The organism is Pelosinus baikalensis (assembly GCF_020819555.1).
Classification (GTDB): Bacteria; Bacillota; Negativicutes; order DSM-13327; family DSM-13327; genus Pelosinus; species Pelosinus baikalensis.
The window spans coordinates 1-20,312 of record NZ_JAJHJB010000019.1 but is presented as its reverse complement, the minus strand read 5'-3'; the positions used below and the strand labels follow the sequence as shown (position 1 = coordinate 20,312).

Sequence of the window (20,312 nt, the reverse complement as noted above, 5' to 3'; positions counted from 1 at the left end):
CGACGGATAAAATGAACTAGCATTTATACGGCATTTTCCTTTATCAACTGAGCAATGTTCTAAGTAATCGCAGTCTTTACAGGCTTTGCGTGGAATACTATACGTTCTGAAATAGTTTGCAGTTGTCTTTTTGTATACTATTCTTTCAAAACAAAGTCGTTTTGCTTTTGGACAAACAAATGTATCGCTCTTACAATCGTATTCAAAACCCTTTTTTAATCATTATTGTGGTATGTGCGTGAGCTACAATATCCGGTTATGCCTAATATTTCACGTCCTCTATGTACAGCTCCGACATCATATCCTCCATCAAGAGCAATTTCCGATATCGTAAGCCCAGTATCTTTCATCTGACGATTTAAGTGACGTAATATTATATCGCTTTCTCTGCGATTAGCAGGATATACATCAACACCAGTAATGATTCCGTTTGGATATATCAACTGTCATTTCAGTCATATAGCCTAGACCTTTTTTGTTTCGTTGATTGATATAACCACACTCTTTATCGGTGTTGCTTTTGACGATTTTCTTTTCTTCTTGCACGATTTCTGACTTTGTATATCCAGGAAGTCCTGATAATTCTTCATTGAGAGGATCAAGATAATCAACTGAACTTCGTTCAACAAGAACTGTTGTTTCTTCTTTACTCGCCCATGATACATTTGCGGGGATAAATGAACCATCACTGGCAACAGTCTCACCACTTACAATTCCTTGTTTAATACACCTTATAATTATTTCATTAAATATTTCACGGAATAAAGTATCATTAGTAAAACGTCTTCTGCGATTCTGACTAAAAAGAGAATGATCTGGAACTTTTTCGCTAAGCTCAATACCACAGAACCAGCGATAAGCAAGGTTTAATGTTATTTCCTCTTCGAGACGTCGTTCTGATTTTATTCCATACAAATATCCTATTAATAACATCTTTACCAATCTTCCAAAGTGGAATGGATATATGGAAATGCATTTCACAATCGTAAGAAGTGTAGAAAGTCAGTTATAGAATATATAGAAGTTTTTTACAATCGCCAGAGATTGCACTCTACCCTTGGGTACCTTACTCCATCTCAGTTTGAAGAGGTTGCATAATTTTTCGTCCTTTTATGTGTCTACTAGGGCTTGACCACATCAAATTTTACCGATGATAATACTGTTCACAAAGCTATAAAGTAATTGTGCACTTTAACATTGCAATTTTTGTGTATTTCGCTATTGCAATTTACACCCAAATGATCCTTGATTACTTTACATTATTGTTCAGATATGGATTTATAGCCAAACACGTTACTCGCCAGCACCAAGCATCGTGAATATAATCATATGAACATAACAACTATTTTGGTAAGACCATTCATAATTTATAAGCAAAATTTAGGTAGCGTAAATCGTTGGACCTGTTGACAAATAGCTTTTCTCCCAAAAAAAGCTATTTGTCAACAGGTCGAATTTGGGACACTCTCTCAATTTAGGATTTATAAGCAACAAAATATTCTTTAAACTTTTCGACTGCCTGTCTTATATTTTTTGCTGATTTAATTTTTTTTAGGATACTGTTAACATGCTTTTTATAAGTGCTTTCAGAAATATAAAGATCTTCTATTATTTTAGATTTCTTTCCCCCTTTTTCTGCTAACTTATAAATTGCAATTTCACTATCACTTAATAGAAATTTAGACTTAAGAATTTTATCTTTCATAAGATCAGCATAATCCCTAATAACCGATTCTATAGGAAAATCGTTATTATGAATTTGCCTGATAATCACAGGCAGCATTTTATAATTACTTTTTAATATATAATAAACTGCACCCGCTATAAAGGATTTTCGAACAAGTTCTTCATCATTATAATTAGTAAGCATTATTAATTTTGGCTTTTGAAAATAAGATGTTACAATTTCATTGGCAACCGAGATCCCCTCACAGCCTTTTTCACCCAAATTAATGTCTATAAGCATAATATCGATGTCATAGATTTCAGGCAATTTTAAAGCTTGGCTTTTTTTAGTCACAGTACTAACCACCAATATGTCTTTTGAGCTGTCCAGATATCTTGTCAGCCTTGAAATAAACTCCTGGTTAGTATCAATTATAGCTACATTAATTCTAGTCATTTTAAATACCATTCCTTTCACTGTGTCTAAAGCAAAAAAAGTTATGAACCACTTCACTTTTGGGTAAAAAATACTTGTGATGCAGGTATACTACAGAGAACGGCGGGGTGAGTGTGATTGCACTAGAAAATCATTAAGAGCAAAGGTTATCTTGTTGCCTGAAGCACTAAAAACAACTAACTTCGGAAAGAACAACTTTTCCCATATAATTCTCATCTAATGAACAAAGATATCGTTCTTCATTGAATTGGAACTTTTTACTCAGTTTCCAACTTTAAGAGATAAGCAGATAGTCTTCTCATTTGTGATAAGTTGCCTGTTTCAACGTTCATTCTTGTCTGCCATTGGTTCCCGAAAGCCTACATCCACTACCAAGTGTAGATTGTTTTCAATTCCCAAGTGCGTCTGAGAGGCTTGGGCTACTTCTTGCATATTTACTTTTTATACTCGTAATATAGAGTCGAATTTCTATCTCTCCTGCTTTACCACTTTTAACATCCGTTCAGCGACTCTCTGTAAGCAATAGCTCCATCAGTCCTGCCCACTCTTTTTTATCTGCAAACCACTCCAAATCGCGGAATAGGTAATACTTTCTCTCTTCAATTCTTCCATGGCCTTTTTCAAAGGTGCGATACATTTCGTATGTCCTTTTCTTGATGCTGGTTTATAGTTGCCTGCGCATATTCAAGACATCCCCGATACATAATCCCTTAATTACCTTTTAGACCAATAAGATAATCCGCTTTTTTCATTTACAATCTTTTTCACAATATCTTTCTGGCATCCCATAGCACGCATTGTTACAACAGCGCCTTTTAGATCCAGAAGATCTAATAATTCGGGAATAGATATGATTTCATTACTTTTATCCTTGGTTTTTACTTCGCCAAAGAAAGCTTGTTTTCGCTGCACCAAGCACTTATCATGTAGACTAATCCTTTTCTTTCTTCGTTATGGTACGTTCCGGCAATAGCTTTTCCATCTAGGGTAACCACACGCCCTTGGCTATTACTTCAACGCCTGCCATAATTTGAGTAAAGAGTATAGAAAAAGTTTCGGGCGAAAGTAGCTATAAGACTCTAGCAAACGTCAGGCAGCTAGGTATTCCATTTTTTAATGATAGTTTTCCATCCATTTTTTCTATAAATGGAAAATTCACGTATTTCTAGAATACTGTTTGCATTGCAGGTTACTGCAAACAGACAAATGAGTAAAATATCATATAGTTTATGTTTTATTTTCCCTTCCTTGGGTCTGTCATTTTTTCTAAAATAGTAATGAGGCTCTCCACTTTTTCCCACCTAATACTTTATTTCCCTATTATCCCCATTTTTCCTCTTTATTTTTCCATCTTTTCATAATATGCCCTGAATTCTGTATGCTGTGGTGTTGGTGTTCACAAGAAGTTTATTGTTGCTACGATTGCTTTTGGGAAAACAATGTAACTACATACAAGGCAAAGAAATTCAGTACTTTTACAAGTGATCTTTTACTCTTTAAAGAGTGGTATCTTCAAAAAACTTCAATGTTGTTTACATGGAGATTACTGGTAAGTGTCGGATTCCAATCTTCAATATCATTAAAGACTCCTGCGCTATTTTTTTAGCGGGTTCTGGTGCTAAAATTTTACAAAGTCAGAAAGTCCCTACCTTTCATCAAAATATCAAGCTACGATACTCATGATCTTATTTATAAATTCAACTTCATAAAGCTATTTCTCAACAGCCTATTTTATTTTATAACTATAAATGATCATATTTACTAGAAAATTTTTACAGCAGCTAGGCTATAACTCACCTATGCAACTTTTGTTATTAGATGATGTGAGAGGAACCGAAATTGAATTGCCAATCAAAATCGGCCTTGCACTCGGCCTACGTCGTGGTGAAATACTTGGGCTGACCTGGAGCAATGTTGATTTAAAGAATCGTGAAATACATATTATCCAACAACTCCGTCGCTCAAACAGCTGTATTAAATTAGTAAAATTAAAAACAAGTACTAGCCATAGATCGCTTCCCATTCCTGACAACCTATACATCGCTCTCACGGAAGTAAAAGCCTTGCAAGAGCAACAGAAATCAACAAATATCTATCATGATGAGGGCTTTATCTGTTGTAAGCCAAATGGCGAGCATCTGCACCCTAACTATGTTTCTCAATCTTTTAGCCGCGCAATCACTCGCATTGGAGCACCTCACATCCGAATTCATGATTTGCGACATACTTTTGCCACCAATGCTCTAGAAGCTGGTGTAGACTTAAAAACTGTTTCAGATATTCTTGGTCATTCTGATATCAGCATAACAGCCAATCATTATCTTCATCCTTCTCGTGAAAATAAACGTAACGCTATTGAAAAAGCTAATATAGATATATAATGAATAGCCCGGCCTGTCAAAAAATAGGCCGGGCTACACTTTTGTTATCAAAATGTTATCAACTGAATTTTTTACACAAATAAAAAAACCAGAAGTCTTCACTGCAAGCAGCTACAACTTCTGGTATTATTCACTTTATGGCGGAGAGGGTGGGATTCGAACCCACGAGACAGTTTCCCGCCTACTCGATTTCGAGTCGAGCGCCTTCGACCAGCTCAGCCACCTCTCCGTGACCTGATCTACTTCAATGCTCATGTCTCAGGTATCTATGTGATGCTTCTTATTCTTTTTTCGTCGTTGTTTAAAAAAATCTTTCATGATTTGCGCACATTCATCTCTACGTATTCCCGATGTAACCACCATGGAATGATTTAATGCATCATTTTGCGCTATATTAAAAATCGATTCAATTGCCCCTGCTTTTACATCAGCACTGCCGTAAACCAAGCGGTCAATACGACTCATGACCAAAGCACCAGCACACATAGGGCAAGGTTCTATCGTAACATACAATGTAAGTCCAGTTAAACGCCATCGTCCAAGCTTTTGACAAGCTTCCCGAATAGCAATCATTTCAGCATGAGCCGTCGCATCATGCCAACTTTCCCGCATATTGTGTCCTGCAGCCACTACCTGACCATCCAGAACAAGCACAGCTCCAATTGGTACTTCACCAATCGCATAAGCCTTTTGCGCTTCCTCTAATGCTAATCCCATATAATAATGATCATCCAATATCCGGTTCACCACACAAAATACAATGGTGCGCCCGGGAGGACTCGAACCACCGGCACACGGTTTAGGAAACCGTTGCTCTATCCGCCTGAGCTACGGGCGCAAAATATAGTTAGCAACAAAAATGGTGACCCCGGCAGGATTCGAACCTGCGACCTCTTGATTCGTAGTCAAGCGCTCTATCCAGCTGGGCTACGGAGTCATTCCTTCAATGGAACCCTTGTCCCGTCGACAAAAAATATCTTACCATAGTTCTATAGGTAAAGTCAAGAGTTTTTATTATTTCGTTTTCTAATTGTGGATAAAAGGATGTGGATAACTTTATCCACATCCTTTTATCCACATGTTCATTCCTCGTGAAGCTATAAAATTCCCTCATTTTGAAGTAAAAATCAGAATATGTCCCCATAGTTATCCACATTTGTTATCCTTTTGTGCATAACTATGGGGATAACTATTGAAATTAAGGGGAAATCAAGATAAAACAAGGCTTATACGAAAGTATAGGCCTTGTTCTTTAAAAATCTGCACCACCAGCTCGCTCTTGTGCTTCTTGATATAATTTTTGCTGACTATTAACGATCTTACCTCGGCGATATACCCGTCGATAGGTGCCATCACTTTTCATCATATAAGCCTTACGATTATCTTTCAGCATAATATGTAAAATATTTTTTATTCGTTCTAGAATTTCTGGATTATCAATGGGAAATAATAATTCGATCCTCTCACTTAAGTTACGATTCATCCAGTCCGCACTGGATAAATAGATTTTTTCCTTACCACCATTTGCAAAATATAAAATACGATGATGCTCCAAAAAGCGCCCTACAATGCTTCGTACCTTAATATTCTGACTAACATGTTCAAGCCCTGGTTTTAGAGCACAAATTCCACGAATAATAAGATCAATTTTAACCCCTTTGCTAGAAGCCTCATACAATTTAAGAATAATATCCTTATCCAGTAGAGAATTCATTTTAGCAATGATATGACCGCTTTTTCCCTCTTGAGCAAAAGCAATTTCCCGATCAATCAGCTCTTTTATTTTCTCTCGCAAACCAACGGGGGCAACCACCAGCTTTTTCCACGATGGTGGTTCCGAATAACCCAATAACATATTAAAAAAGTCAGAAGCATCCGCTCCTACTTTTTCATTGGCAGTAAACAGACTCATATCAGAGTATATACGGGCTGTAATGTCATTATAGTTCCCCGTCCCCATATGCACATATCGCTTAATACGAGCTTCTTCCTGCCGAATGATTAATGCCATTTTACCATGGACCTTGAGACCCAACAATCCATAAATTACATGACATCCAGATTCTTCTAATTTTCTGGCCCATAGAATATTGTTTTCCTCATCAAAACGAGCTCGAACTTCTACTACAACCGTAACTTGTTTCCCATTTTCCGCGGCTTGAGCCAAAGCACGGACAATGGAAGAATTACCACTCACTCTATATAAAGTTTGCTTAATCGCTAACACCTTAGGATCAACTGCTGCCTGACGAATAAAGTTTACTACGGGCATAAAGGATTCGTAAGGATGATGTAGTAAAATATCTTTCTCTCGAATTACATCAAACAAATCCTCTGCATCTTTTAATCCTATGGGAATCTGTGGAATGATGGGCTCATAGCGCAGGTCATCAAAACCTTGAAGATCCATCACTTTCATAAAACAAGATATATCAATAGGACCCGTAACTTCATACAAATCCTGTTCATCCATCTTAAATATATCTAGCAAGAAATCTTTTAAAAAAGATTTCTTTGTTTTGGTCATTTCCAAACGTACTGCTTCGCCCCGTTTACGCTGACGCAGAGATTTTTCTACCTCGGCCAGCAGATCTTCGGCACCTTCACCATCAATTAACAAATCCGAATTGCGCGTAATGCTAAAGGGTACAATATCCTTAATCGTGTAGCCGCAAAATAACTCAGAACAATGTTTTTTTATAATGTCTTCTAATAATACAAATTGTTTGCCAACACTTTGGTCAGGCACTTCAATAATTCGTGGCAGAGCACTAGGAACGGGAAGAATTGCTGTCTGCAGCTCCTCTTTTCCCTTACTTAGCAGCACTGCCAGATTTAAACTCCGATTGGCTAATAGAGGAAAAGGGTGACTGGCATTTACTGCTAATGGCGTAAGCAACGGATAGATCGTGTTATAAAAATGCTCTTCTACCCACTGTCGTCCGCTAACGGCTAAACTCTCAACATCACTTACATAAATATCATGATTCTGCATGGCACCAAGAATCTTCTTTAGATACCAATACTGCAGCCGTACCATCTCCCGCACCGCTTCATCAATTAATTGAAGTTGCTGGGCTGCATTAAATCCTGCAGGGTCTCTCTTACCAATACCGCTCTCCACTTGCTGTTTCAGTCCAGCAACACGAATCATAAAAAACTCATCCAAATTAGAACTGGCAATCGCCACAAATTTCAATCGTTCCAGCAAAGGTTTTTCAGGGTCATTCGCTTCTTCTAATACCCGATGATTAAACTTCAGCCAGCTTAATTCCCTATTTAGGAAATTCTCTTTTTTATCAAACATGGCTTCAACCTGCCTATCTCAGAATTTGAAACTGGGCTTACTCATTGTAGTAGTTTTCTTTCGACATAATTCCTTATATTACCTGCCGTTTCCTCTAGTATAAGAGCTGTATTTGAATAAATTTACAATAACTTAACAATCCACTGATTGAGAGAATTATAAAAGAATACGCTTTCAATCCATTAAAATTCCTTTAAAGCAGCGCATTGTTTTCTCAATTATCTAAATTTTATAACATTTATTTTATCATAATAATCTTTCGTAAATTGCTATTTAGGCAGAGGATTTTTATAAAATATTGCTAATACATATTTTATAAAAGAATTTGCACCCTGTACAAAGGAGAAATGATTTCATGAATCAACGTATCGCGATTATCGATTTAGGATCAAACTCTGCTCGCCTTATTATCGTCGAAATCTATACTAACGGTTCCTACAATCTAATTTATCATCAAAAAGATGCGGTTCGTTTGGGACAAGAGGCAGATAAAAATCGTCAGCTGCAGCCAGAGGCCATGGCTCGTACAATGAGCTTACTAAAAAGCTTCGCTCATATGTGTCAAATCTTTCATACGGATAAAATTCTAGGCGTAGGAACAGCAGCGCTGCGCAATGCCGTTAATGGCTCGGAATTCGTAAAGAAAATTCAAAAAGAGACAGGCATTTCTATTGACATTATTAGCGGGGAAAAAGAAGCAAAATTGGGCTATTTAGGGGCCATTAATACCCTTGATGTTACAGATGCCATATTATTCGACTTAGGAGGCGGCAGCACGGAATTAACATTGATCAAGAACCGCAAAGCCGAAGAAGTCATTAGTTTGCCCTTTGGAGCTGTTACCTTAACAGAACGCTTTAAACTAGAAAACAAAGCAACGGAAGTCCAATTAGCAGATCTTGACGAATTTCTGTCCCAGGAGCTTGCAAAAGTACCTTGGCTAGAAACCCTTAATCTTCCTCTAATTGGCATTGGCGGAACTGCCCGCAGCATTGGAAAAATGGAGCAGAAAAGAAATCATTACCCTTTATTAAAGCTGCACAACTACCGTACCAGCTCTCTATCCTTCCACTCCTTATGGGAAGACGTCATAAAAATGTCCTGTGCTCAGCGTCGCAAAATAGCGGGGCTCAGTAGTGAACGTGCTGATATTATTATCTCAGGTTTAGCTATTGTTAAACACTTATTTGAAAAAATCGATAGTACACAATTAATTATTAGCAGCTGTGGTGTAAGGGAAGGATTATTTCTTCAATATTATCTTTCCCAAACTGGGCAAACAGAGCTGTTAGATCCGCTTTCCCATAGTACAGACAATATGCTGTCATTCTATAGCGGCAATACAAGGCACGCGGGCCAGGTAGCAAAGCTAGCCAATGGCTTATTTGATGATTGGCAGGAAATACTCGGCTTACAGCCGCGTAACAGAACACTCTTGCAAGTAGCCGCGTTATTACATGACATTGGCATTACAGTGAGTTATTATGACCATGCACGACATAGCGCTTATTTAATAGAAAATGCTCGTTTATTCGGTCTTTCCCACCGCGAGCAAATCATGGCCGCAATCATTGCCGGCTGGCATCATAGCCCTTCGGTAAAATATTCTTATAACAGAATTTATAATGAATTTCTAGATGCAGCCAACTGGCAAACAGCTCGCAAACTGGCATTATTGCTAGCCTTGGCGGAAGGTTTAGATACTACGCAAATGAGTCTGGTAGAAAAAATTACAACAAACATCTCAAAAAAACAGGCACAGCTGATTTTAACAACCAAACAAGAATTATTATTAGAACTGCAGGCAGTAAAGAAGCATAGCAAATGGTTTAAACGTGAGACAGGTCTAGAATTAGCGGTCTCAACTGCCTCCTTATAGAATAAAGAAGAAAAGGCATAGCAAAATTAAAATAAACTGTACCCTTTCTCAACAAGGAGGCTATTATGAAATTCTTTGCTAAATTCTATAGAGTACTCTCTTTAATTATTCCTTTTGTCAGAAAAGTCTTTCCCTTAGTTGACAGCGAACTGCACCACTGGTCTACGAAAGGGATATCCCATGCCTGCCCCGAGCTTAAAGAGCAGGCCCTTGCCAGTATTACGAACAAAAAATTCCATTGTCAGGGAGGAAGCATTTACAGCCTCTACCCTACAGTATGTAAAACAGACTTTATTTCTCTCGTCGTCGCGTTACAAACCATCAGCGATTATTTAGATAACCTGTGCGATAACGCTGGTATAACAGATGAACAGGCCTTCCGCCAATTGCATTACGCAATCACGGATGCTCTTGACCCCAGCGCCCACCTTAAGGATTATTATGCTTTTTATCCTTATAAAGAAGACGGGGGTTATTTGAAAGAGCTTGTCCTGACTTGCCAGCAAAAGGTAAATACATTGCCTTCTTATGAGCTGGTAAAACCAAATATCCAGAAATTGGCCCGCCTCTACAGCGAATTACAGACCTATAAACATCTTAATCCTAGCATTCGCGAAGAAAAAATGCTAACTTGGATTCATAAGCATCTCGAGCACTACCCTCAGCTTACGCCTTGGGAATTCGCCGCAGCTACGGGCTCTACCTTAGGTATGTTTATGCTCTGCGCTGCTGCCAGCGACAAGAATCTCACCTCTTGCACAGTTTCAAAAATTGATTCCGCTTACTTTCCCTGGATTAGCGGCTTACATATCCTATTAGATTACTTCATCGATGCGGCTGAAGATCAAAAAAGCGGCGACCTTAATTTTGTCTCTTATTATCAAGATTCTCCCGAAACAGCAGCTCACTTGATACACTTCATACAGCAAGCCTTTCTTCAAGCCGACACATTACCCTATCCCGCTTTTCATAAAACCATTGTGCAAGGACTGCTTGCCATGTATCTTTCCGACCCCAAAGCCAATACTTATCAAGGAATAAAAAACTCCTTGCTAGAAACAGCTGGTGGTTGTACCCGCCTCCTGTATTTATTATGTAATTTCCTGCGCTTTCGAAAAAAACTGTGAACTGATAAGTAATATAAAATAAAGGCTAAGTGCAGCGATTACACTCAGCCTTTATTTTATATTACTTTTTCATAGTTGCTGCTGTTTTGATCAGAGCGGTCACTAATTCCGCACTATTATACAAGTCAATTTCTTTTATATATTCATCCTTGGTATGTACTTTGCTCATACCCACTCCTAATACGGCTGTAGGTACACCATAATTATTAAAGAAATTCGCATCACTGCCTCCGCCTGTAGCTTTAATTTCCGGAATGAGGCTAATACTTTCCGCAGCCTTCACTGCCAAAGTTACTACAGGATCTGTTTCCGATAAAACATAAGGACCATAAGCAGTCTCTACCTTGACCTCGGCTTGGGCTCCGTTAGCAGTTGCCACTTGCTCAAAGGTCTCCTTCATATGAAGCGTCTGCACTTCCAGCTTTTTCATATTTCGGCTGCGAGCTTCACATTTTACTTCTACCAAATCAGGCACGATATTTGTGGCAATGCCACCACTAATAATCCCTGCATTAGAGGTTGTTTCAAAATCGATACGTCCAATCTGCATCTCGGCCAACGCTTTACCGGCTACTACAATGGCATTAATTCCCTCTTCTGGTGCTACGCCTGCATGAGCCTTTCTGCCATGAATCAACGCTGTAATGCTATTTTGACCAGGAGCCATCGTAATAATTTCGCCAGGTCCACCACTGGAATCAAGAGCATATCCAAAGTCAGCTTTTAACGCAGCAGAATCAATCGCCTTTGCACCATTTAAGCCCCCTTCTTCCGCTACAGTAAATACAACCTGAATGGGGCCGTGAGAAATATGTTCCTCATTTACAATGCGCAATGCTTCTAAAATGGCTACAACTCCAGCTTTATCATCGGCACCAAGAATCGTATCTCCAACGGATGTGATCACACCATCCTTAAGCTGAGGTTCTATCCCGCCGCAAGGTTCAACACAGTCCATATGAGCACTGAGCATCAGAGTAGGAGCATCCTGTATTGTTCCTGCTTTATAAGCAATCACGTTGCCACAATTACCACCAATGATTTCCCCAACCTGATCTTCTGTCACCTCTAATCCCAATTCTGCTAAACGAACCTTCAGGACATCTGCAACTTCACGTTCTTCCCGAGTCGAACATTTAATCTTTACCAGTTCAAAGAATTCCGCTAATACACGCTCTTTATTAATCATCACCAAACCCCCTACAATTTAGCTAAAAATATTGTATCCATAGAACATTTCATCATACTCTAATCTAATTCTTACTTCGCAATTGTATTCCTGCTTTGAACAAATAAAAAGATATCTTTCCTATAATCTATAAAGTCAGTACACATACTAGACTAAGAATGAAATAATTTAAAGGAAGATATCAATGGACAAAACCATCGCATTGCAAGGAAACAACCAAAAACTAGCCCATTTGTTACAACAGCAGGGCTATACTGTCATCGACATGTATCAGGCCCACCTGCAAAGAGAGTTCGTCGATGCGTATTTATATACAACCTATCATCCTGCTGCTCTGACTACTTATCATAGTGTAGCCGAACCAGGAGATAGTATGCTAGATTCCGAAGAGGAACTTGCTTCATATACTAGCACTCTTATGCTGAATATTACCAACTTAACACCTAAGCAAATACTTCTCACTTTAGAACGACAGCTATAAGCTCATTAGAAGCAGCATGCACTTTACTTCGGTTCCTTTCCATTGATCAATCGTCCTTTGGTCACAATGCCTGCACCAAATCGATTCCTCAGTTTATCAATGGTTTCATACATGGCAGCACGCCTATCTTCCTGCTGATCAAATAAAGATAGCTGACCGCCGCCAGACTGGAGATTGGACACGGTGAGTCCCAACAGTCTTACTCCCTCTCCCATGGGTATCTGATGACAAATTTCCATAGCAACATTATAAAGAACATCATCAAACTGGGTATAGTCTGACAATGTCTTACTGCGAGTAATGGTTTTAAAAGAAGCAAAACGTACTTTAATAGTAATGGTTTTACCACTATAGTCGTACTGCCTAAGCCGCCAGCCGACTTTTTCCGCCAAGGCCAATAGTTCGGTTTCGATTTGAGATGCCGTAATGATGTCAACAGGAAAAGTAAGTTCATTACCAATAGACTTAGGCTCAAGATCCGCTACTACTGGTCGATCATCCTGACCATGTGCTAACGCATGGATCTTATATGCCATCTGTCCGCAATGCTTTACTAATAACGCCACATTGGTCTGAGCCAACTGACCGATGGTATAGATTCCTAAGTTTTTCAAAACCTGAGCCATGGATTTACCAACCCCCCACATGGAGGTAATCGGCAGATTCCGCAGCATCGCCTCTTCCTCCCCTGGATAAATCACAAACAGACCATTGGGTTTTTTCATCTCAGAAGCCAACTTTGCTAAAAACTTATTCGGAGCGACCCCCGCAGAAGCAGTAAGGTGCAACTCACTTTGAATACGCTCCTTTATGCAAACAGCAATCTCTTCGGGACTAGCATAGAGTTGCTCCATTCCTGTAACATCGAGGAACGCTTCATCCAAAGACAGCGGTTCTACAACTGGTGAAAACTCAGAAAAAATGCGCTGTAATTCTATAGAAACCCTGCTGTATTTTGCATGGTCGCAGGGCACAAAGTTCCCTTCCGGACAACGGCGTCTCGCCTCCACCATGGACATGGCGGAGTACACCCCAAAACGGCGTGCTTCATACGAGGCTGTTGCCACCACACCTCGATTGCCAATTCCCCCAACAATAAGAGGTTTCCCTCGTAGCGCCTCATTATCACGCTGTTCCACAGCGGCAAAAAAAGCATCCATGTCAATATGTATAATCCATCGTTGCATGCATTTTCACCTAACTTTCCATTTGTGCAGATCATGCCTTATTTCATTATACAACAAACGCCTTCATCTTTAAAAAGATGAAGGCGTAAAATTTAAAATGAATGGCGGAGCGACAGGGATTCGAACCCTGGCAGGCCTTACGACCTCTAACGATTTAGCAAACCGTCCTCTTGAGCCGCTTGAGTATCGCTCCGTATTAGAAATATGGCGGAGGGGGTGGGATTCGAACCCACGGTCCCTTTCAGGATCACTGGTTTTCAAGACCAGCTCCTTAAACCGCTCGGACACCCCTCCGTGTCGGTTGACACGTTCCCGATGACACATTTACTAGTATACCAGCATTCTTTTTCTTTGTCAACACTAGTCAACATAAAAATTTATAATATATTTTATAAGTTTCTGGCATTTCTACATTGCGATCATCTCAAAAATTCTGGAATTGTTCTAAGGAGATACTATGATATCCTCTCTCTTGCAAACTATCCAAATCACTAGAAAACCTCTCTGGAGTAACCGTAAGGGCATCTGTGGTATATCCTACACGATGATATACTAAAACAGGAATGTTCCGATTCCCCGACCCGCTGCTGGTAGGAGCCTGAAATAACAATTCTGAACCACTGATAGCAATAATAGTACTGATACATCCTTTGATAAATCTACGCCGCGATATCATGCAATGACCTCTCTTCACTGTAAGAACACTTCATTATCGAATAATACTGTATACACACTTCTTATCATTATTGCAACACTATCTGCCTGCTTTGCACCTGTTTTTTTATTACATTTTTATTATATTTTCATATGTTTTGATTAGACTTTGATATTTTTCTTTATTGATTGTCTAAACGATAATAGGACCAAACACAATGCAGCCCTCTTACGGTTCCGCCACACTGACAATTCTCATGACCGCAGATCCGGGAGCAAACCGTATCGACTCCCGACCGACTAACGCGCTCCGAAACCTGTTTGACTGGAAGAGCCGGCTGTCCAGCCTTTACTCGATACCCGACCTTATTCTCACCGATCTTACAAAACCAATTCCACAGTTTCAAAGCTGTCACCCTCTTTTATCTCTTTTGCTTCTTATTATAAACGATTCATTCACTCTTGTACTATGATCTGTATCACAAAATAAGAAAAATGCTAACGCGTCCTTTAAAATATATAGGATGAATTGAACCACAAAGACGCAAAGGACACGAAGGGCTCTATGTTATAACTTATTTTGATAACTTATTTTGAGTACTCCTTTGTGTGCCGCATCAGCGGCATTGTGCCTTTGTGGTTCAATTTATAAAACCTTAGATTCTTCATCTACAATTATAATTACAAAGAATTCGCCTATCGCTAAACAATTATATCACTAGTATAATGATAATAATTAACATCTACTGCAAAAAAAGAGGGAGGAACCATCATGGAGCAAATGGATAAACATAGAAGAGAAGACTTCGTTCAAGAATTATTCGGCAGCATCGCGAAACGCTATGATTTGCTCAATGCAGTCTTCACCTTAAACCAAGATTCCTACTGGCGCAACTTCGCTGTTAATAAAGCAAATATAAAAACCGGACAGTCCATCCTTGATATATGCTGCGGTACAGGAAAACTCTCCATTGCGCTAGCAGAAAAAGCAGGGCTTCAAGGACAAATTGTCGGCCTTGACTTCTCTGAAAATATGCTGCGGCAAGCCGAAGATAATATAAAAAAGACTCCCTATTCCCAACGGATAACACTCATGCAGGGCAATGCCTTACATTTACCCTTCCCAGATCATTCCTTTGACTGTACAACCATCGGCTTTGGCTTGCGAAACGTAGCAGATATACCAAAAACCCTGTCCGAAATGTACCGGGTAACAAAGTCCGGCGGTACCGTATTATCCGTAGAGTTGTCTAAACCTAGCGCACCAATTCTAAAACAACTTTATTTCCTGTACTTTGAACACCTGCTCCCTCTAATCGGCAATCTGGGGTTTCATAAAAATCAGCCTTACTACAACCTGCCCGCCTCCCTGAGAACCCTTCCCGAGCATTCTGTTATTCAAAATATCTTCCTACAAGTCGGTCTAAAGCAAATCACTTCTTATCAATTAACGGGCGGTATTGCTGCGGTGCATCTAGGAATAAAATGAAGCTTGGCTTAAGCCAAGCTCATTTTATTCTTAAGTATACAGCACCTCGTCTTTTTCCAGAGGCAATTCTTCCTTCATCCCATTATGATGCTGGACGTTCCCACTTTGTTCAATAACAATAGTCCATACCTTAACGGGTCCATGCACCCCAATGGATAAATCCATCTCGATATCAGAAGTACGACTAGGGCCAGTTATAAAATCAATCGCAGCAGGAACTTTTTGGGTACTGCGGCGTTCCATAAGGTTTTCCATAACCGTACTCATGGTAGGAACTAAATTGTCCTTCCTAAACACAGCAATATGAACAGTTGGCAGCAAACTAACGGATCGCCCTTGGGTAGGACTTGAAAACAAGGCTAATGTTCCCGTATAGCCGATCGCATAATCTACCCAAGTAATGCCTACATCGGCCTGTTCTGCCGCAGTAATGAGATCCTTTTGCGAACGATCTGGCGACCAATAATCCAGCTTTATATTGGTATCCTCCAAATGTACAATCTGTTTCAACTCTTCATGATCCCACATAATAACCCTTTTCGCTTCTAATTCCTCTAACCAAACCCGAATTTGCTGACCAGCATCCTGATCGTCTCTTGCGATATAGACCTTACCTGTCAAATTTTCTAAGTTGGTCTTGAAAAACTCTAAAGGCTGATTTATATCAAACTTTTGTTCTTTCCAAAATACAGGGGGACCTACTTCATCCCGATTTGGCGCTGAAGTCAAAGGTTTGTCCCTGCCTAATACCTTAGCGATATGACTTAAAAAGCTTTGCTCCCTGCCTTGCATGTCCTTCCTCCTTCATTATTCATATTTTTCCTGCCAGATTTGTCTAAAAGTCTTCTTGGCGGCTGCCGGTAAATAACGCGAGTTTGTCCACCCGGATAAAGGCGGCGGTCCAGATCTGATATATCCATCCTTTACTAAAGGAATTTGACCAATTGAAGCCATTTTCATAGCAAATTTATATCGGCCTGGAAGTTTAAAGAAACGCCGCCACATGTTAAAACCGACCCTCTCCAAAGGATGGGTAAAACCAAGTTCGATTCTCTTGCGGCGTATTTTAATGAGAAGATCATGAAGAGGTATTTTTACGGAGCATACACTGCTGCAAGCTGCACACAATGTTGTAGCATAGGAAAGCTCTCCCCAAAAATCAAAATCATCTTCTAGAAATGGAGTGATCACGGCCCCAATCGGTCCACCATATACCGAACCATAGGCATGCCCGCCAATTTGGCGATACACAGGGCAAACATTAAAGCATGCTCCACAGCGTGTACAATGCAGGGCTTGCCTGAACTCCTCATCTGCAAGCAAACGCGATCGGCCATTATCGACAATCACCAGATGAAATTCTTCTGCCCCATCTTTTTCATTCTCCTTACGAGGCGCATTAACTACCGATATATAACTGGTAAGTTTTTGACCTGTAGCATGCCGAGGCAGCAGGGATAAAATCACCTCTAAATCATCAAAGGTAGGCAATACCCTCTCCATGCCCATGACCGAAATCAGTACTTTTGGCAAAGAGGCTGTCAGGCGGGCATTCCCTTCATTCGTTACCAAGGAAATGGCTCCTGTATCCGCAATGGCAAAATTACAGCCAGTAATACCGATATCGGCTTGCATAAATTTCTGCCGCAACGTCTGCCGTGCAAAAGCGGTTAGAGCTGGTGTATCCGGTTCGATCTTCTTGCCAGCGACTTTAGAAAAAAGCTCTGCAATCTGATACCGATTTTTGTGAATGGCCGGTACAATAATATGAGAAGGCGTTTCACCGGCTAGCTGCAAAATATATTCTGCCAAATCCGTTTCAATTACCTCCATGCCTTCCTTCTCTAAGGCAGGATTTAAGTGAATTTCTTCTGTAACCATCGATTTTGACTTGGCCACTAACTTGCCATTGTTTTTTTTGCAAATATCGATAATGACTCTTCTTGCCTCTTCTGCTGTCTGGGCAAAATGAATATGCCCACCTTTATTTCGTACGCTTTCTGATAGCTGTCCTAAGTAATAATCCAGATGATCTACGGTATGCTTTCGAATACGCTTGCCTTGCTCACGCCAGTCATCCCAGCTAGGCAATTCGGTTTGGGCTTTCTCACGATTGCCGCTTAATCGGTCAACAGCCTTTTGTACAGCTTTTCTCATTGGCTCATCTTTTATGGCTTTTCTTGCCCTATCGCGTAAATGCAAAGTAGGTTTATGACTCATGTCCTCATCCCTTCATCTAGTAGTTCAGCAATATGCATTACCCGTACCTTGGCTCCCTGCTTACGAAGTCTGCCATCAATATTCATTAAACAGCTTAAATCGGTACCTACCACAACATCCGCTCCGGTTGCCAAGATGTCAGCGACTTTGGCATTTACCATACTCTCAGAAATCTCAGGCATCTTTACCGAAAAAGTCCCACCAAATCCACAACATTGTTCCTCATGAGCCAGTGGAATAAAATCCAATTTTTCCACATTCTTTAATAACGCATACACATACTTATCAACTCCTAGAAACCGCCTGGGATGACAGCTGGAATGATAGGTTACTTTATAGGGAAAAGAAGCATTCACATTGGTTACTTGCAACACTTCTACTAGAAACTCACTAAACTCATGGGTTTTTCGAATTAACTCTTTGGATCGATCAAGGTATTTGGGATCTTTTTCAAATAAAACAGGATAAAATTCTTTAATCGCTGCCAAACAAGATCCTGCTGGTGTTACGATGATTTCACTAGCATGAAAAGAGTCGATAAAGCCTTTGGCAACCTCCCTGGCATCATCCCAATACCCACTGGATAATGCGGGCTGCCCGCAGCAGGTTTGCCCCGGGGGGAAATCCAGGCTGACTCCTTGCCGCTCTAATACACGAACCATAGCCTCCCCTACACGAGGAAACATACTGTCACAAATACATGTGATAAAAATTGATGCTTTCACAGCTTTAGCCTCCATATCCTTATCTGCCGCTAAGGATTACCTTTTTACGGCATAATTTAATTATTCCTATGTTTTGCATAATGCGATAGATTCATACCTTTCTTGATAAGAATATGTACTTGAATTGGAGGGTAATAAAAAAACATAACCGAACCACAGAGGCGTAGAATACGCAGAGAAAAGATAACGTTCCTTATAAAAAAAGCTCAGGAATACTACATCCCTGAGCTTTTTGACATCACTTATACAATTAATCTTCTATCAACTACATCCCAGTCAATATTCTTAAAGAAAGTTTCCAGATACTCTGGTCTTTTAAAACCATAATCCATCATGTAAGAATGTTCCCAGGCATCTAGTACTAACAACGGCTTATAATCTGCGGGAATCTCAGCCTGATGTTCATCAAGCCAAAGATTATTTAATTTACCACTGCTGTGATCCTGACACAATACAGCCCAGCCAACGCCAGGAATACTTGCAGTTGTCTTAAAATCTTCTTCCCATGCTTTATAACTGCCAAAATTCTCGGTTAATTTTTCGATTAAACAGGATCTATGATTCCTCTCACTCTGACCGCCTAAGTTCTCAAAATACAGTTCGTGCAAACGCATATCATTCGATTGCCAGCTCAAACGACGCTTAAGGCTCCCATACTCAGGGGTGTCTTCCTGTCCTTGTGCTACTAATCCTTCAAGGTTGGCTGCAATTCGATTCCGATTTTCCACAAGTTCATGATACAAGGCAAAATGATGGTGCAGTAAGGTTTCACTAAAGCCTTGCATTCTTAAAAGATGGTCAAAATCTTGTACTTGATAAGACATGTTTCTTCCCCTCACTTAAAGTATTTTCATGATGTACATACGTTCTTTTTCCACACAGTAAAATTGTAATTTACTTCATTCGTTCTACCCTTTGTCTTTATTATATGTTATTATTTCTGTATTATATCACCTTAAAAGCGGCATTGCTTCCCCTATACAGCATTTATACAGTATACTTTATCAGATGACCATTCGATATTGCGCCATAATGAAAACGATTATCAACACGCTCAAGGAGGACAACGATGGAGGTTCTAAAATCCGTAGGCTATTTTATCCTTGCTGGTCTATTTGAAATTGGCGGCGGTTATTTAATATGGCTTTGGCTGCGGGAGGGAAAAGGGATTAGCTATGCAGTCTGGGGTGCTATTATTCTAGTGTTATACGGCGTCATCCCTACATTACAACCAGCCAGCTTTGGACGGGTGTATGCTGCCTATGGAGGCATTTTCATCGTACTTTCCATCCTATGGGGGTGGGGTATTGATAAAATACCACCAGATCGATTTGATATTATTGGCGGACTCATTTCCCTAGTAGGCGTCCTGATTATTATGTACTGGCCCAGATGATAGCTTCAGTAATCTCATAAGAGAACGCATCGAGTCCTGTCCTTTTTTAACCACGTTCCCGTCCTCGCTTCCGTTAATACAAAAGAAGCTGTCAGTTATATTGATATGCTACCCCTATATAGGACACTGAAATATAAAAGTCCTGTATGGGGGTA

Annotated in this window: 20 protein-coding genes, 5 tRNA genes and 1 pseudogene; 7 read left to right on the top strand and 19 right to left on the bottom strand. The window is 39.9% G+C overall.

All coding sequences use genetic code 11. The annotated features are described in order from the left end of the window. Positions 1-215: 215 nt before the first annotated feature. Together LMF89_RS14050 and LMF89_RS14045 are read right to left on the bottom strand one after the other, a co-directional pair. On the bottom strand, positions 216-443 hold the full coding sequence (locus LMF89_RS14050; RefSeq protein WP_229535638.1) for a hypothetical protein: 228 nt from the start codon (positions 441-443) through the stop codon (positions 216-218). Beyond that, positions 409-981, bottom strand: coding sequence for a transposase (locus LMF89_RS14045; protein WP_369412608.1), 573 nt, complete (start codon positions 979-981; stop codon positions 409-411). The genes LMF89_RS14050 and LMF89_RS14045 overlap by 35 nt, the downstream gene beginning before the upstream one ends. On the opposite strand from LMF89_RS14045, the pseudogene LMF89_RS14040 reads away from it, so the two are divergent. Next, a pseudogene (locus LMF89_RS14040) lies at positions 949-1,098 on the top strand (IS3 family transposase); the annotation flags it as partial. The gene LMF89_RS14045 and the pseudogene LMF89_RS14040 sit on opposite strands and share 33 nt — an antisense overlap. Before the next feature lie 376 nt (positions 1,099-1,474). Here LMF89_RS14040 and LMF89_RS14035 read toward each other — a convergent pair. Beyond that, complete coding sequence (locus tag LMF89_RS14035; RefSeq protein WP_229535636.1) at positions 1,475-2,122, bottom strand: response regulator; 648 nt, start codon at positions 2,120-2,122, stop codon at positions 1,475-1,477. Positions 2,123-2,836: 714 nt separating this feature from the next. After that, positions 2,837-3,034: a hypothetical protein gene (locus LMF89_RS14030; RefSeq protein WP_229535635.1), complete on the bottom strand. Its 198-nt coding sequence runs from the start codon at positions 3,032-3,034 to the stop codon at positions 2,837-2,839. An 887-nt stretch (positions 3,035-3,921) separates the two neighbouring features. Between LMF89_RS14030 and LMF89_RS14025 the strand changes: the two genes are divergently transcribed. Next, positions 3,922-4,503: a site-specific integrase gene (locus tag LMF89_RS14025; protein WP_304622607.1), complete on the top strand. Its 582-nt coding sequence runs from the start codon at positions 3,922-3,924 to the stop codon at positions 4,501-4,503. Positions 4,504-4,641: 138 nt separating this feature from the next. On the opposite strand, the gene LMF89_RS14020 is transcribed toward LMF89_RS14025, so the two are convergent. The 5 genes from LMF89_RS14020 to LMF89_RS14000 form a co-directional block, all read right to left on the bottom strand. After that, a tRNA-Ser gene (locus LMF89_RS14020) sits at positions 4,642-4,732 on the bottom strand. 29 nt (positions 4,733-4,761) lie between these two features. After that, complete coding sequence (gene tadA, locus LMF89_RS14015) at positions 4,762-5,241, bottom strand: tRNA adenosine(34) deaminase TadA (protein WP_369412610.1); 480 nt, start codon at positions 5,239-5,241, stop codon at positions 4,762-4,764. Positions 5,242-5,264: 23 nt separating this feature from the next. Then, positions 5,265-5,341 (bottom strand) — tRNA-Arg (locus LMF89_RS14010). Between the two features lie 22 nt (positions 5,342-5,363). Next, positions 5,364-5,440, bottom strand: a tRNA-Arg gene (locus LMF89_RS14005). Positions 5,441-5,755: 315 nt separating this feature from the next. Beyond that, the gene (locus tag LMF89_RS14000) at positions 5,756-7,810 is read right to left on the bottom strand and encodes an RNA degradosome polyphosphate kinase (RefSeq protein WP_229535634.1); all 2,055 of its coding nucleotides are present in this window, start codon (positions 7,808-7,810) and stop codon (positions 5,756-5,758) included. Between the two features lie 355 nt (positions 7,811-8,165). Between LMF89_RS14000 and ppx the strand changes: the two genes are divergently transcribed. Further along, positions 8,166-9,689: an exopolyphosphatase gene (gene ppx / locus LMF89_RS13995; RefSeq protein WP_229535633.1), complete on the top strand. Its 1,524-nt coding sequence runs from the start codon at positions 8,166-8,168 to the stop codon at positions 9,687-9,689. Positions 9,690-9,754: 65 nt separating this feature from the next. Next, positions 9,755-10,816 carry a tetraprenyl-beta-curcumene synthase family protein gene (locus LMF89_RS13990; RefSeq protein WP_229535632.1) on the top strand — a complete coding sequence of 354 codons (1,062 nt, stop codon included), beginning with the start codon at positions 9,755-9,757 and terminating at the stop codon, positions 10,814-10,816. Positions 10,817-10,877: 61 nt separating this feature from the next. Here the strand turns inward: LMF89_RS13990 and LMF89_RS13985 are convergent, their stop codons facing one another. After that, the gene (locus tag LMF89_RS13985) at positions 10,878-12,005 is read right to left on the bottom strand and encodes a M20/M25/M40 family metallo-hydrolase (RefSeq protein ID WP_229535631.1); all 1,128 of its coding nucleotides are present in this window, start codon (positions 12,003-12,005) and stop codon (positions 10,878-10,880) included. Between the two features lie 184 nt (positions 12,006-12,189). Between LMF89_RS13985 and LMF89_RS13980 the strand changes: the two genes are divergently transcribed. Next, positions 12,190-12,486 (top strand): hypothetical protein, encoded by a 297-nt coding sequence (locus LMF89_RS13980; RefSeq protein ID WP_229535630.1) that lies wholly within the window; start codon positions 12,190-12,192, stop codon positions 12,484-12,486. Between the two features lie 23 nt (positions 12,487-12,509). Here LMF89_RS13980 and dinB read toward each other — a convergent pair whose 3' ends face one another. The 5 genes from dinB to LMF89_RS13955 form a co-directional block, all read right to left on the bottom strand. Beyond that, entirely contained in the window at positions 12,510-13,673 is a 1,164-nt protein-coding gene (dinB, locus tag LMF89_RS13975) for a DNA polymerase IV (RefSeq protein ID WP_229535629.1), read from the bottom strand. 102 nt (positions 13,674-13,775) lie between these two features. After that, positions 13,776-13,866, bottom strand: a tRNA-Ser gene (locus tag LMF89_RS13970). Between the two features lie 12 nt (positions 13,867-13,878). Beyond that, a tRNA-Ser gene (locus tag LMF89_RS13965) sits at positions 13,879-13,967 on the bottom strand. A 130-nt stretch (positions 13,968-14,097) separates the two neighbouring features. Continuing rightward, positions 14,098-14,349: a hypothetical protein gene (locus LMF89_RS13960; RefSeq protein ID WP_229535628.1), complete on the bottom strand. Its 252-nt coding sequence runs from the start codon at positions 14,347-14,349 to the stop codon at positions 14,098-14,100. Between the two features lie 160 nt (positions 14,350-14,509). After that, positions 14,510-14,743, bottom strand: coding sequence for a hypothetical protein (locus LMF89_RS13955; protein ID WP_229535627.1), 234 nt, complete (start codon positions 14,741-14,743; stop codon positions 14,510-14,512). A gap of 356 nt (positions 14,744-15,099) precedes the next feature. Between LMF89_RS13955 and ubiE the strand changes: the two genes are divergently transcribed. Further along, positions 15,100-15,816 (top strand): bifunctional demethylmenaquinone methyltransferase/2-methoxy-6-polyprenyl-1,4-benzoquinol methylase UbiE, encoded by a 717-nt coding sequence (gene ubiE, locus LMF89_RS13950; protein WP_229535626.1) that lies wholly within the window; start codon positions 15,100-15,102, stop codon positions 15,814-15,816. Between the two features lie 30 nt (positions 15,817-15,846). On the opposite strand, the gene LMF89_RS13945 is transcribed toward ubiE, so the two are convergent. The 4 genes from LMF89_RS13945 to LMF89_RS13930 form a co-directional block, all read right to left on the bottom strand. Next, positions 15,847-16,608 (bottom strand): LutC/YkgG family protein, encoded by a 762-nt coding sequence (locus tag LMF89_RS13945; protein ID WP_229535625.1) that lies wholly within the window; start codon positions 16,606-16,608, stop codon positions 15,847-15,849. Between the two features lie 15 nt (positions 16,609-16,623). After that, a complete protein-coding gene (locus LMF89_RS13940) occupies positions 16,624-18,036 on the bottom strand; it encodes a LutB/LldF family L-lactate oxidation iron-sulfur protein (RefSeq protein WP_229535624.1) in 1,413 nt (470 codons plus the stop codon). Next, on the bottom strand, positions 18,033-18,761 hold the full coding sequence (locus LMF89_RS13935) for a (Fe-S)-binding protein (RefSeq protein ID WP_229535623.1): 729 nt from the start codon (positions 18,759-18,761) through the stop codon (positions 18,033-18,035). Before LMF89_RS13935 ends, LMF89_RS13940 begins: the two co-directional genes overlap by 4 nt. A gap of 242 nt (positions 18,762-19,003) precedes the next feature. Continuing rightward, positions 19,004-19,585, bottom strand: coding sequence for a superoxide dismutase (locus LMF89_RS13930; RefSeq protein WP_229535622.1), 582 nt, complete (start codon positions 19,583-19,585; stop codon positions 19,004-19,006). A gap of 245 nt (positions 19,586-19,830) precedes the next feature. On the opposite strand from LMF89_RS13930, the gene LMF89_RS13925 reads away from it, so the two are divergent. Continuing rightward, on the top strand, positions 19,831-20,157 hold the full coding sequence (locus LMF89_RS13925; RefSeq protein ID WP_229535621.1) for a YnfA family protein: 327 nt from the start codon (positions 19,831-19,833) through the stop codon (positions 20,155-20,157). Positions 20,158-20,312 lie beyond the last annotated feature (155 nt).